Here is a 13,824-nt window from a genome sequence, read left to right as displayed (position 1 = left end):
CGCGGGGCTGTGGCCCTTCCCGAAGCGCGCTCATGTCCGGGCAATCCGGGTGCCTGCGCGGCCCTCGAGGATCGCGCGGGCATCTTCCAGCCGCCCGATCCCCGCGATCCGGCCGTTCCGCGCGGCAAAGGCGCAGGCCGCGCCGACCTTGGGCGCCATGGAGCCGGGCGGGAAATCGGCCGGGTTCAGATCGCCCGGCGCGGCGCTGCGGATCGCTGCTTGCGTGGTTGTGCCCCAGTCGCGATAGACGGCATCGACATCGGTCAGCATCAGGAAGGCCTCGGCCTCAAGCTCTTCGGCCAGAAGTCCCGCGGCGCGATCCTTGTCGATCACCGCCTCGATCCCGGCAAGCTGGCCCGCGGCATCGCGCACCACCGGAATGCCGCCGCCGCCGGCGCAGATCACCGTCACGCCGGCCTCGGCCAGAAGCCGCAGCGCCGCGATCTGGGGGATGCGTTTCGGCAGGGGCGAGGGCACGACGCGCCGCCACTGGCCGGGGCGTTCCTCGACCATCGGCCAGCCCTGATCGGTGCGGGCCTTATGCGCTGCCGCCGTGTCATAAAGCGGGCCGATCGGCTTTTCGGGGTGGGCGAAGGCCGGATCATCGGGATCGACCTCGATCTGGGTCAGAAGCGTTGCCAGCCGCGCGCCGGCGGGCAAGGCATTGGCAAGTTCCTGTTCCACCAGGTAGCCGATCATGCCCACGCTTTCGGCGCCGAGAATATCCAGCGGCCAGAGCGTTTCGCTGCTGTAGGCCGCTGCCTGCAGCGCCAGAAGCCCCACCTGCGGACCATTGCCATGCGCGACGATGATGTCATGATCGCGCGCCAGATCCGCGAGCGCAAGGGCCGCCCGGCGCACATTGGCGCGCTGCGCCTCGGGGGTCATCGGTTCGCCCCGTTGCAGAAGCGCGTTGCCGCCAAGGGCCACCACCACCCGCAACGGATCAGGCCCCGCCCAGCGTGGCCACCAGCAGCGCCTTGATCGTGTGCATCCGGTTCTCCGCCTGATCGAAGACGACCGAGGCGGGGGATTCGAACACTTCTTCCGTCACTTCCATGCAGTCGATGCCATATTGCTGGAAGATCTTCTCGCCGATCTCGGTCTCGCGGTTGTGGAAGGCGGGGAGGCAATGCATGAACTTCGCATGCGGATTGCCCGTGGCCTCCATGATCGCGCGGGTGACGCGATAGGGGGTGAGCTGCTTGATCCGGCTGGCCCAGACCGCATCGGGTTCGCCCATCGAGACCCAGACATCGGTATAGACGAAATCGCAGCCACGCGCGGCCTCGACCGGGTCTTCGGTCAGGGTGATCCGGGCGCCGGTGGTGGTGGCGATGTCGCGGCAGCGCGCGACAAGATCTGCATCGGGCCAGCATTCCTTCGGAGCGCCAAGGCGCACGTCCATGCCGATCAGCGCCGCACCCTCCAGAAGCGAATTGCCCATGTTGTTGCCGGCATCGCCCAGAAAGCAGAACGACAGCTGCGACAGATGCTTGCGGGTGAATTCGCGCATGGTCAGGAAGTCGGCAAGGATCTGCGTCGGGTGGAACTCGTCGGTCAGCCCGTTGTAGACCGGCACGCCCGACCATTCCGCCAGCGCCTCGGCATTGTCCTGACCGAAGCCGCGATATTCGATGGCGTCATAGACCCGGCCCAGGACGCGGGCGGTATCCTTCATCGATTCCTTCTTGCCGATCTGCGTGCCGGTCGGCCCCAGATAGGTGACATGCGCGCCCTGATCATAGGCGGCCACCTCGAAACCGGTGCGGGTTCGGGTGCTGTCCTTCTCGAAGATCAGCGCGATGTTGCGCCCCTTGAGGCGCTGCTGTTCATAGCCGCCATACTTGGCCTGCTTGAGCGAGGCCGCAAGTCGCAGGAGGAAGCGGATTTCATCAGGCGTGAAATCCATGAGTTTCAGGACGCTGCGTCCCAGCAGATTGACGGGCATGGCTTTCTCCTCAGACGGGGTCGCGGATCAGGGGGCAGGTCATGCAATGGCCGCCGCCCCGACCGCGGCCCAGTTCGGCGCCGGGGATGGTGATGACCTCGATCCCCGCCTTGCGCAGCTGGGTGTTGGTGTAGGTGTTGCGGTCATAGGCGACCACCACGCCTGGTTCGAGCGCGATGACGTTGTTGCCGTCATCCCATTGTTCACGCTCGGCCACATAGGAATTGCCGCCGCTTTCCACGACCCGCAGCTTGCGCAGGCCAAGCGCCTCGGCGGCGACCTGCACCAGCGGGTGCTTTTCCGCGCGGATGTCCAGCGTGCCGGAGGCGTCGCCGGGGCGGATCGAATAGGCCTGGATGCCTTCGGTCACGCCGGAAAAGACCGTCACCAGATCGCGGTCGCAGAAGGTGAAGACCGTATCGAGATGCATCGAGGCGCGTTCGACCGGCAGCTTGCAGGCAATGACCCGCTCGGCGCCCCCCTGCGCGAACAGGGCCCGTGCCAGCTGGCCCACCGCCTGCGCGGTGGTGCGTTCGCCCATGCCCACGAGCACGGTGCCGTTGCCGATCGGCATGACATCGCCGCCTTCCAGCGTGGCAAGGCCGTGGTTGTGATCGGGATCGCCCCACCAGACCTGGAAATCGGCGTCGCGGAAATCGGGATGGAAGCGATAGATCGCGGCGATATTGACGGTTTCCAGCTGGCGTGCCGTCCAGCGCATCGGGTTCAGCGTGACCCCGCCATAGATCCAGCAGGTGGTATCGCGGGTAAAGAGGTGGTTCGGCAGCGGCGGCAGGATGAAATCCTCGGGGCGCAGCGCCCGGCCCAGAAGTCCGCCTTCCTCCAGCGGCAGTTCGGCGCGGCTCATGCCGCCCAGCAGGATCAGCGACAGCGGGTCGGCATCCATGTCCGACAGATGGGCGCGCAGATCATCGGCCAGCCCCACGCCGACCGTATCCTCGTTCACCCGCCGGTCCAGCAGCCAGGCGCGCGCCTCGGGGATGCGCAGGGTTTCGACCAGCAGATCGCGCAGAAACACCACCTCGGTGCCGCGATAGCGCATCGCATCGACGAAGGTCATGTGATCGGCGCGGGCCTGCTTGACCCAGATGACATCGTCGAACAGCAGGTCATGGCAGTTCGAGGGCGTCAGCCGCGCCAACGCCGATCCGGGGCGATGGACCATGACGCGGCGCAGCTTGCCGACTTCGGAATGGACACCGTAAGCATGGGCCACGGGGGTCTCCTTCTTCAGGCGATCAGCGTGGCGAGGCTGAGGCTGACCATGATGATAAGGGTGAGCACCGCCAGAAGCGGCCACATGAAGCGCAGCCAGCGTTCATAGGGCACGCGGCCGATGGCCAGCGCCCCCATCACCACCGCGAAGGTCGGGTTGATGAGGTTCACAAGCCCGTTCGCCGACTGATAGGCCGTCACCACCAGATCGCGCCCGACACCGGCAAAATCCGCCACCGGGGCCATGATCGGCATCGACAGCACCGCCAGCCCCGAGGACGAGGGCACGAAGAACGACATCAGCACCTGCAGCCAGTACATCACGTTGATGAAGGCCACCTCGCCCAGACCGCCGACCGACAGTTCGGCCCAGTGCAGCACGGTGTCGGTGATGCGCCCGGCATCCATGACCACGACGATGCCGCGGGCAAGGCCGATGATCAGCGCCACGCCCAGAAGATCGCGCGCGCCGTTCACGAAGGCCTCGACAAAGTTCTTTTCGCCCGAGCGGGCAACGATGCCGATCAGGATCGCCATGCCGAGGAAGAAGGCGCTCATCTCGCCCATCCACCAGCCGCCGGCCACCACGCCCCAGACCATGATCAGGAAGCTTGCACCGAAAAGCGCCAGAACCACCTTGTGGGTGCCGGTAAAGGTGACCCGTTCGCCCTGGTGGGCGGACAGGAAATGCGCCTCGTTCTCCGCCTTGAGGTCATGGACCAGCGATTTCGTCGGATCCTTGCGCACCTTTTCGGCATAGCGCATGACATAGATCACCGAGGCGAGCCAGCAGAGCGCCAGGATCACCAGCCTGAGCCCGAGCCCCTGGGTGAAGGGCACGCCCGCCGCATCAGAGGCAATGACGGTTGCAAAGGCATTCACGGTCGAGCCGAGCACACCCACGCCCGCGCCCAGAAGGATGATCGCCACCGCCGTCACTGCATCATAGCGCGCGGCGAGCATGATCGGGATCAGGAGGCCGTAGAAGGCCAGCGTTTCCTCGGCCATGCCATAGGTGGTGCCGCCGAAGGCAAAGACGCCCATCAGCACCGGAATCATCCATTTCTCGCGGCCTTCAAGCCGCGTCATCGCCCAGCCGATCCCGGCGTTGATCGCCCCGGTCGCGCTGACGACGCTGATGAAGCCGCCGATCATCAGAACGAAGACCGCGACATCGATGGCATTGGCTTCGTTGGTGGCGGGATCATAAAGCCCGGCAATGGGCGCCATCAGAATGTCGATCGGCCCCTGGGGATTGGGCTCGACCTCGGCATAGGTGCCGGCGACGGGGACATCGCGATCAAGCGCGGGGTTGAGCGCGCGTTCATACTGGCCGGCCGGAATGATCCAGGTCAGAGCGGCAACCAGGATGATCAAGGCGAACAGGATCGTGAAGGCGGTCGGAAATCTGAACGGCCGCACAGCGCGGGGTTCATGGTCGTCCATCACTTCATCCTCCGAAAACTGAGCGAATAATCGCGGCGATCGTACATGATGCTGACTGCCCCGGATCGTGTCACGGGGCATTGATCCATGTCAACGCTCGTGGTTTTTCTGGTCGGAGGTCCGGCGGGATGCTGCGCGACAGGGGCGCGGGGGATCATCGCCCCGGAGCCGATGCCGGTTCCGGCACTGCGCATCGCTGGGGGTTGGCTGCGTCGTGCAGCCGGGCGCCGCGTCGTCCCGGGCTGGCCGGTTTCTGCCCCCTGCCTCCTCCCTGCGATGGCAGACGATCCGCCTCTCGCAGCACTGCCCGCGCATGCGCTCCGGTGCAGGGCGCCTGCCTTCGTCATAGGGGCCTGCACTCCGTACCCGGCCGGACGGTTCCGCCTCGGATGGTCACGGAACTTGCACCTGAACGGGTCTTGCCAGACCGGGGCACCCCGGCGGTGCGCCGGGTCGGACCGGTTGCACCGGGGTACGTGATCCGCTGGCTTGTGGCAGACGCTCCTGGCGCACCGCCGGGGTGCCCGGGATCAGGCGGTCAGCGGGCGGAATTCGCCGGTGGTGCCGCAGGCAAGGCCCATGTCGGTCACATGCGGGCCGGGGTTGCAGGCAAGGCTTGCGCCGACCACCGCCTTGAAGGTGCGCAAGGGTGGCGCCCAGTCGGCGATGGCGTCGGCGGCGGTGCGCAGCGTCTGGAAGGCGCGCGCGATCTCGGCCGGGGGGGCATCCGACAGAAGCCCCGCGACCGGCAGCGGCAGCAGCGCCGTGACCGCGCCCCCCCTGGCCACCGCCATGCCGCCGTCGCAGCCGATGAGGGCATTGGCCGCCGCCGCCATATCGGCCGGATCGCGGCCGAAGACGGTCAGGTTGTGGCTGTCATGGGCAACGGTCGTTGCCAGCGCGCCGGTCCAGCAGCCCCAGTCCTCCAGAAGACCCAGGACGGGGGTGGGTGCGGCGAGCCCATGGCGGTGGATCACCGCCATCATCAGCACGTCCTCGGGCAGGACCAGTTGCCCCGCCTGCGCGCCGAGCACCCGGCTGCGCCATTCCGTGAAGCGCGGGCGGAAGATCGTCTGCACCTCGACCCCGGCACCATCGGGTGCAGAGGTCCGCAGGATGAAATCATCGGCCGAAAGCGCCGGCACCCGCACCGTTCCCGCAAAGGCCGGGGCAGGGGCCGTCTGCACCGGGGCCAGGGCCACGCCATCCCGCGCAACCTCGCGCCCCGAAGCGAAGACACGTCGCACCGCGAGCCCCTGCAGATCCTCGAGCACGATCAGATCGGCGCGCCGTCCGGGCGCGACCAGCCCCAGATCGGCCCGCCCCAAGCGCATCGCGGCATTGAGCGTGGCGGCCCGCAGCGCCTCGATCGCGGGCAGGCCATAGCTCACCAGCCGGCGCAGAAGATCGATCATCCCGCCCTTTTCCACCAGATCGTCGGGAAAGACATCATCGGTGCACAGCGTCAGCGTCTGCGGCACGCGGGGCAGGGCCATCAACTCGGCCACCACGCCCGGCAGGACATAGTCATGCGATCCGCGCAGCTCGACCGTGAAGCCCGCGCGGAGCTTTTCAAGAATATCCTCGCCCGAGGTGATTTCATGGTCCGAGCCGATCCCGGCGGCGGCGAATCCCTGCAGATCGCCGCCAGAGAGCCCGCGGGCATGGCCGCAGACGAGCTTGCCGCTGGCGAGCCCCGCATCGATGATGCCGCGCATCCGGGGGCTGCGGTCCAGCACGCCGCGCATGTCCATCACCTCGGCCACGCCATGGATCCCGGGCCAGGACAGCATCTCGGCCATGGCATCGGGGCCCAGATCGGCACCCGCCCGTTCCAGCCCCGGCGCCGAGGGCACGCAGGAGGGGGCAAGCGTCAGCACCCGCAGATCCAGCCCCTCGGCTGCCGCGACCGCCCAACGAACGCCGTCCAGACCCGCGACATTGCCGACCTCATGGGGATCCCAGCAGACGGTGGTGGTTCCCTGCGGCACGACCACCTCGGCATAGCGGCGGGGCGTCATCATCGAGCTTTCGATATGCATGTGCATGTCGATCAGGCCGGGTGCGATCACGGCCCCCTCAAGCGCGATGCTGCGCGCCGCATCGCTGCGGCTGCCGCGTGGATGGACCGAGGCGATCAGCGGCCCGACAAGGCCGATATCGGCCTCGCGCAATTCGCCCGTGGCCATGTCGGCCAGAAGCCCCCCGGTCAGCAGAAGGTCGAAGGGCGCGCGCCCGCAAGCTGCGGCCACGGCGACATCGCGAAGGGCGGCATCATCAAGATCGGGGCGGGTCATGCGGGGGGTCCTTTCTGGGCGGGGGCGGCCCCTGTCGCGGCATGGGCAAGCCCGGCCATGAAGAGAGCGCGGATCCGGGGCGCATCGGCGGCGGTGGCGATCTGCGCATTCGGCGCGGCCTTGTGGGCGCGCCATTCGATCACGGTCATGCCCCGGGTCAGGCGGCCGGTGGTTTCGCAATCCAGCCGGGCGGGGGCGAAGGTCACGCTGTCGGGCGCGATCAGCGCGGCGGCGGCAACGGGATCATAGAGCGCCATGGGCCGCTGGCCATCGGCGGCAATCCGGCAGTAGCCGTCAAGCAGCCCCGCCAGCAGCGGCGCGTGCGGGCCGGGCCGGGCGGCCAGCGCCTGCGCATCAGCCAGCCCCACCGTCACCTGACGGCAGGGATCAAGCCCGACCATGCGGATCGTCACGCCCGCGTCGATCACCAGCTGCACCGCTTCGGGATCGACGAAGGCGTTGAACTCGGCCGCTGCCGAGTGGTTTCCCCGCCCCGGCGCCCCGCCCATCCAGATCAGCCGCATGCCCCGCGCCAGATCGGGCCGCGCAAGGGCGAAGGCTGCGATATTGGTCAGCGGGCCAAGCGCCAGAAGATCGCGCCCGCCATTGTCCGCAAAGCGGATCAGGGCCGGCAGCATCCTGGGCAGATCGGGTCCGGGGGGCGCATCGGGCAGGGCGGTGCCGCCGGGCATTCCGGTGTCACCCAGCACATAATCCGCCGTGATCAGCGGCCCGATCAGGGGCCGGCAGGCGCCGCCGTAAAGCGGGAAATCCCAGCCGAACAGCGCCGCCGCCGCCCGGGCATTGGCGATCACGCGTGGCAGGGGGCTGTTGCCCGCCACCAGCGAAAGCCCCGCCACCGCCCGCCCCGAGGCCACGACCATCGCCACGGCGGCGAGGTCGTCGAACCCCATGTCGCTGTCGATCCAGACGGTGCCCATGGCGTCAGGCCCGTTGCAGCGCGACGGCGCTGTGCTGCGGCAGGTCGAAGGCGATCCCGGTGCCCATCGCATGACGCGGCGCGCTGGCCGGGGCCTCGGCCTTGATCTCGCCCAAGGGGGTGGACAGCAGGTATTCGACCATCTGCCCCAGATAGGAGGCGCCGATCACCTGCCCCCGATGCGGCCCTTCGCCCAGCACCACCGCCTGCGGCCGCCAGGCCAGCGCCGCCGCCCCGCCCGCATCGAAGCCGGGATCGAGCCGCCCCGCCAGCTTGCCGTCCGTCAGCTCAAACGTATTCTCGAACCCGATGAAGCGCGCGACGAAGGCCGATACGGGGCGTTCATAGATTTCCTCGGGGGTGCCGGTCTGTTCGATCAGCCCGTCGCGCATGACGATGATCCGGTCGGCAAGCGCCAGCGCCTCGGCCTGGTCATGGGTCACATAGACCATGGTGATGCCCAGGTCGCGCTGCAGCCGCGACAGTTCCGAGCGCATTTCCAGACGCAGCCGCGCGTCGAGGTTCGAGAGCGGTTCGTCCAGCAGCAAAAGCTTGGGTTCCACCACGATCGACCGCGCCAGCGCCACCCGCTGTTGCTGCCCGCCCGACAATTCGCGCGGCTGGCGCCCGGCAAAGGCCGCAAGCCCGACCGAGACCAGCGCCGCCTCGACCCGCCGTTTCAGATCCGCCGCCGGAACGCGCGCGAGCCGCAGCCCGAAGGCCACATTCTCATAGACCGTCAGATGCGGGAACAGCGCATAGGACTGGAACACAAGGCCCACGCCGCGCCGGTTCGGCGCCACATGGGTGATGTCGCGCCCGTCCAGAACGATGCGCCCACCCGCAGGTTTCATCAGCCCGGCGATGGCACGCATCGTCGTCGTCTTGCCGCAGCCCGAGGGGCCGAGCAGGGCCACAAGCTCTCCGGCCTTCAGGCCGAAGTTCAGCCGGTCTACCGCGACAGTGCGCCCATAGCGCAGCGTCAGGTCGTCAAGGGTCAGGAAAGCGTCAGACATAGCGTGAAAGCCCCAGGAGCCGTTCCGCAACCATCACGACGGCAAGCGTCATCAGCGCCAGAAGGCCCGACAGCGCCGCGATGGAGGGATCGTAGTTGAATTCCATGTAGAACATCATTTCGATGGGCAGGGTGGTGATGCCCGGCCCGGTCAGGAACAGCGACACAGGCACCTGATTGAACGAGGTGATGAAGCCGATGATGAAGGCCGCCATGATCCCGTTGCGGATATTTGGCAGCACGATGCGGAAAAAGGCACCGGCCCGGCTGGCGCCCAGCATCACGGCGGCCTCTTCGATATCGGGGCGCAGGTTCACAAGGCTGGCCGAGACCACCCGCACCGCATATGGCACCAGAAGCGCGGTGTGGCCCAGAAAGAGCGCAACCGTCACCGTCATCCCCGTCGGGATCACCAGATGGCGCAGCAGCGCAAGGCCCACGATGATCCCCGGCACGACGATGGGGGCGGTCACGACGGACCGGATCGCCTCGGCCCCCGGGGGGTTGTAGCGTTCCAGCGCATAGGCCGCGGGCACGCCCAGCACGAGCGCGAGCAGCGTCGCCCCCACCGCCAGCACCATCGACAGCGTGAACGAGGCGCGGAAGCTCTGGATCTCGAACACCCGCGCGACCCAGCGCAGCGACCAGCCCTGCGGCGGGAAGGAAAGCGCCTCGCCGGCCGAAAGCCCGGCCATGCAGATGATGACGAAGGGGCCGATCAGAAACAGCAGCACCAGCGCCAGAAGAAGATGTCCCGCGGCCTTCATGCCGTTCTCCTCCGTTTCACGGACGCGAGGCGGCGCAACAGGATGTTCGCGGCCACGCTCATCACGATCAGGATCACCGCGATCACCGCGGCCGAGGCATAGTCATTCGCCACTGCCACGCGCTGATAAAGCAAGGTTTCCAGCATCAGGACCTTCGATCCGCCCAGGATCGCCGGCGTGACATAGGCGGTCAGCGAGCCCACAAAGACCAGCGTGCCACCCACCACCAGCCCTTCGCGGGTCAGCGGCAGGATCACCTTGAAGAACACGGAAAACCACGAGGCGCCGAGCACCCGCGCCGCCGGCACCACGTCGCGCGGCAGGTTTTCCAGCGACGAGATCAGCGGCAGCACCATCAGCGGAAAGAACAGCTGTATCAGCCCGATGAAGACCGCGGTTTCAGTGAACAGGAACCGGATCGGCTCATCCGTCAGCCCGACCCATCCCAGCGCCACGTTCACGAACCCCGTCCGCCCCAGGATCACCAGCCAGGCATAGGTCCGCGCCACGGGCGAGATCATCAGCGGCAGGACCAGCAGCGCCACCAGCCGGCCCTTGGCGCGCGGCCCGGCCTCTACCACCGCGAGCGCGACACCATAGCCGATCACCGCCGACACCGCCGTGACCCAGAAGCCCAGCCGCAGCGTGCGCAGGAACACCTCCTGGTTCAGGGGGCGGGAAAAGAAGTCGATGTAATTGGCCAGCGTCCAGGCGCCATCAGCGCGAAAGGCGCCGGCCAGCAGCACCAGCACCGGCAGAATGAAGCCCAGCAGGACGAAAAGCGTCGCCGGGGCGATCAGCGCAAGGCCGATGCGTCGGTTCTCGAACATGGCGTGTTCCCTTGCGGGCCGGACACAAGGCCCGGCCCATGCGCCTTCAGCGGGCGACGTTGTTGTTCCAGCCCTCGATCCAGGCGTTGCGATGTTCCAGCTGCACCGCCGGCGGGATGAAGCTGATCGCCGCCGCCGTCTCCGCGCCATAGGTCAGCCCCTCGGCGATGTCCTCGGACACGGTGACGGTGGTGTTGACCGGGCTGTCGATCAGGCCCTCGGCCAGACGGGTCTGCACCTCGGCCGAGAGCCAGAAGTCGATGAACTGATGCGCAAGCTCGGCCTGCTCAGTTCCTTCGACCACGGTCAGGACGTTCATGCCGCCGGTCTGGCCCTCGGCCGGTTCCGCCCAGGCGACGGGCAGGCCCGTGCGCAGGATGTTCGACCAGCCGAACCGGCCAACGACGGCGGCGAGGATTTCCTCTTGCTGCAAAAGCTGCGGGATCTGCGATCCGCGCTCGTAAAAGGTCACGATGTCGTCACGATGCTCGGCCACCATGGCGATGGCGGTCTCGAAATCGTCGCTCTCGCCGCCTGCCGCGCGCTCGATCATGTAAAGCGCCAGCGGGCCTTGGGTCGTGGTGATGTTCGGCAGCGCCACACGGCCGCGCAGTTCATCGCTGAACAGGTCGAGCCAGCTGTCCACGCTCACCTCGTCGGACCGATAGACGATCGAGGTGCCATAGAACGTGTAGCCGATGGCATGGTTGCCGCCGACCGGATCGCGGGCAAAGTCGTAAAGGCTCTCGAGATTGGTGATCGCGGCGGGGTCGATCGGCTGGATCAGGCCCTTTTGCGCGGCCTCGGCCGCATCGGCATCCGAAAGCGCCGCGACATCGATCACGGGGGCTGAGCGGTTCGCCTCAAGCTTGGCCAGCCGTTCGGAGCTGTTCCCGGTCTCGACCACCAGACGGCAGCCGCAGATCGCCTCGAACGGGTCGTAAAGCGCGGCCTTGTATTCGTCCTGCGCGATCCCGTAGACGGAAATGGTCAGCGTCGGCACCTGCGCCAGCGCGGGTGTGGCCGCGCCAAGCGCAAGGGCTGCGGCGGTGGAAAACAGTCGGCGTGTCATCTCTCGTGTTGTCCTTCCTGTTGTGGGCCGGTCCTGGGCCTGTTCTGGGTGAGTTTCATGAATGGGGCGCCGGACCGCTCGACCCGCGCGCGACCAGCGTGACCGGAAAGATCCGGCCCGGTGCGGCGCCGTCGGCCAGCACGGCCAGCGCCTGTTCGGCAATGGCGGCCAGATCCTGCCGCACGGTGGTCAGGGCGGGCGACAGGATGCGGCCCCAGATCAGATCGTCGAACCCCGTGATCGAGATATCCTGCGGCACGCGCAAGCCCCGCGCAGCCATGGCGGCCGCAAAGCCCACGGCGGCCGCGTCATAGGCAGCGGCACAGGCGGTCGCGCCCCCCAGATCGCCGGTCAGGTCGGCGCCCATGGCCCAGTCATGCACGCTGTCGAAATCCGGGCGCAGCGCCACCACCTTCCAGCGGACGTCGCGGATACGGAACACCTCTTCCATGCCGCGCTGGCGTTCGGCGCTGACGGTCGATTCCTCGGCGCTGACCAGGATGACGACGCGCCGGTGGCCCAGATCCGCCAGATGCCGCGCCACCTGCCGCCCGCCGTCGCGATGATCGCAGGACGCGGCGTTGAGCGGGTTGGCGGCGCTGTCCACCACTGCCATCGGGACGGGCAGCGCCAGATCGGCAAGGTTCGATCCGCGCAGCGGGATCACCACCAGCCCGTCCACACCGCGCGCGACGATGTTGCGGATCTCCTCGCGCTGGGTCTCGGCGGCGCCCATGCTGTCGGCGACCATGATCGCCATGCCGCGCCGCTTGGCCGCGCGCTCGAACGCCTGCGCAAAGACGGGAAAGAGCGGCATCGCGAAATCAGGCACCACAAGGCCGATATTCGCACTTTTGCCGGTGCGCAGTGACCGCCCCGCATGGCTGGGCACATAGCCGCTCCGCGCGGCCTCGGCCCGGATGCGTTCGGCCAGATCGCGCCCCACCCGGCCCGTGCCCCGCAGTGCGTTCGATACGGTCGCGCGCGATACGCCAAGCGCATCGGCGATCTGCTGCATCGAGTTCGGGCGGGTGTCGGACATGGTTTTGGATGATTACACGTGATACCAGAGCTGATTTCTCGATTAATCACTCTCAGGCTCAACGCAAGCCAGAAAATGCCTCTGCCGCCAGAAAACTGCGAGTGGCGTGTTTTCGGGCATGGTTGCGGCTGGTTACGCCCAGACTTCGGGCACGATCGCTTCCCCGCCTCACGCTGTCGGAGAGGCGATTCTCGTCCTCAGGCGGGCAGGCGGCACTCGCAAGGGGAGCGGGTCCGGAGACGAGCGGCCACGGCCGCAGGTTCGATGGCGACTTTCGAAACACGGGCGGGGCGCCGCGGCCTGAAACGCCCCCGCCGGGATCCCCTCGGCGGCACCGGCCGTGTTTCAAACCTCCCGCAGACCGTCGGTCACAAGGCGGCCATCCCCGGCGTGCGGGCGTGATCACGCAGTGGGGTCGTGACCCAGTTGACCGGAAATATCCCGACCGGCTGCGACCAGGGTAGCGCCGAGCGCCTCGATCACCTCGGGGGTGGCTTCGGGGCGGGTCAGTGACAGGGCGATGCCGGCGACCACCTCGTCCGCGTGGTTGCGCAGCACAGTGCCCAGGCAGATCATCCCCTGTCGCACCTGTCCATCGTCGATGGAAAAGCCGCGCGCGCGGGTCCGCTCAACCTCGGCCAGAAGATCGGGCAGGCTCCGCAGGCTGTTCTCGGTCAGCGGGGCGGGAAAGCCCTGTTCCAGACGCCGGCATACCTCATCGTCGCTGCGGGCGGCCAGCAGTGCCAGTCCGGTCGCCGTGAAGGGCGCCGGCAGGCGCATGCCGATCCGGAAGGTCACGCCCAGGGGCTGATCGGCCGGCGCACAGGCGATATAGATCACCTCGGCACCCTCGAGCACGGTCATTGTCACGGTGAAGCGCGCGAGGTCGCGTTCCCGCGCGAAATAGGTGTTGAAGCTTGTCACCAGATCCGTCTGCGACAGAAAGCCCGCGGCCCACCGGAGCGGATGCGTGCCGATGCGGAACCCTGCGCCCGGCATGCGCTTGACGAGTCCGATTTCCTCCATCGCCAGGATCAGCCCGTGGGCGGTGCTTTTCGGCAGGCCAAGGGCGCGGGCAATCTCGGCCATGCTGGGGGCATCGGACGTGCCGGCAAGATGATCGAGGATCGCGACCGCACGACGCAGAGCCGGTACGCTGGTCGCCCCGGTGGATGCAGGAAGAGGGGAAGACATCGGTGCTCTCGCTTGACGTGCATGAAACGAATCT

At 67.6% G+C, this 13,824-nt stretch carries 12 protein-coding genes; all 12 read right to left on the bottom strand.

Annotated features, from left to right (window positions below):
* Positions 1 to 30 precede the first annotated feature (30 nt).
* Entirely contained in the window at positions 31 to 936 is a 906-nt protein-coding gene (locus tag ACFQXB_RS10470; protein WP_449301246.1) for a carbamate kinase, read from the bottom strand.
* A gap of 10 nt (positions 937 to 946) precedes the next feature.
* Positions 947 to 1,951: an ornithine carbamoyltransferase gene (gene argF / locus ACFQXB_RS10465; RefSeq protein WP_377403128.1), complete on the bottom strand. Its 1,005-nt coding sequence runs from the start codon at positions 1,949 to 1,951 to the stop codon at positions 947 to 949.
* Between the two features lie 10 nt (positions 1,952 to 1,961).
* Entirely contained in the window at positions 1,962 to 3,188 is a 1,227-nt protein-coding gene (gene arcA, locus ACFQXB_RS10460; protein ID WP_449301245.1) for an arginine deiminase, read from the bottom strand.
* 14 nt (positions 3,189 to 3,202) lie between these two features.
* Positions 3,203 to 4,633 (bottom strand): YfcC family protein, encoded by a 1,431-nt coding sequence (locus ACFQXB_RS10455; protein WP_377403126.1) that lies wholly within the window; start codon positions 4,631 to 4,633, stop codon positions 3,203 to 3,205.
* A 530-nt stretch (positions 4,634 to 5,163) separates the two neighbouring features.
* Entirely contained in the window at positions 5,164 to 6,930 is a 1,767-nt protein-coding gene (locus ACFQXB_RS10450) for an adenine deaminase (RefSeq protein WP_377403124.1), read from the bottom strand.
* Entirely contained in the window at positions 6,927 to 7,871 is a 945-nt protein-coding gene (locus ACFQXB_RS10445; protein ID WP_377403122.1) for a nucleoside hydrolase, read from the bottom strand. The genes ACFQXB_RS10450 and ACFQXB_RS10445 overlap by 4 nt, the downstream gene beginning before the upstream one ends.
* A 4-nt stretch (positions 7,872 to 7,875) precedes the next feature.
* Entirely contained in the window at positions 7,876 to 8,886 is a 1,011-nt protein-coding gene (locus ACFQXB_RS10440; protein WP_377403120.1) for an ABC transporter ATP-binding protein, read from the bottom strand.
* On the bottom strand, positions 8,879 to 9,652 hold the full coding sequence (locus tag ACFQXB_RS10435; protein ID WP_377403118.1) for an ABC transporter permease: 774 nt from the start codon (positions 9,650 to 9,652) through the stop codon (positions 8,879 to 8,881). The genes ACFQXB_RS10440 and ACFQXB_RS10435 overlap by 8 nt, the downstream gene beginning before the upstream one ends.
* Positions 9,649 to 10,482, bottom strand: coding sequence for an ABC transporter permease (locus ACFQXB_RS10430; protein ID WP_377403116.1), 834 nt, complete (start codon positions 10,480 to 10,482; stop codon positions 9,649 to 9,651). Before ACFQXB_RS10430 ends, ACFQXB_RS10435 begins: the two co-directional genes overlap by 4 nt.
* A gap of 46 nt (positions 10,483 to 10,528) precedes the next feature.
* Positions 10,529 to 11,554, bottom strand: a complete 1,026-nt coding sequence (locus tag ACFQXB_RS10425; protein WP_377403114.1) for an ABC transporter substrate-binding protein — start codon at positions 11,552 to 11,554, stop codon at positions 10,529 to 10,531.
* A 55-nt stretch (positions 11,555 to 11,609) separates the two neighbouring features.
* A complete protein-coding gene (locus tag ACFQXB_RS10420; RefSeq protein ID WP_377403112.1) occupies positions 11,610 to 12,596 on the bottom strand; it encodes a LacI family DNA-binding transcriptional regulator in 987 nt (328 codons plus the stop codon).
* Positions 12,597 to 12,998: 402 nt separating this feature from the next.
* Positions 12,999 to 13,790 (bottom strand): IclR family transcriptional regulator, encoded by a 792-nt coding sequence (locus ACFQXB_RS10415; RefSeq protein ID WP_377403110.1) that lies wholly within the window; start codon positions 13,788 to 13,790, stop codon positions 12,999 to 13,001.
* Positions 13,791 to 13,824 lie beyond the last annotated feature (34 nt).

This window comes from Halodurantibacterium daqingense (assembly GCF_042666235.1).
Lineage (GTDB): Bacteria > Pseudomonadota > Alphaproteobacteria > Rhodobacterales > Rhodobacteraceae > Halodurantibacterium > Halodurantibacterium daqingensis.
This window is presented reverse-complemented; position numbering and strand designations above follow the sequence as displayed.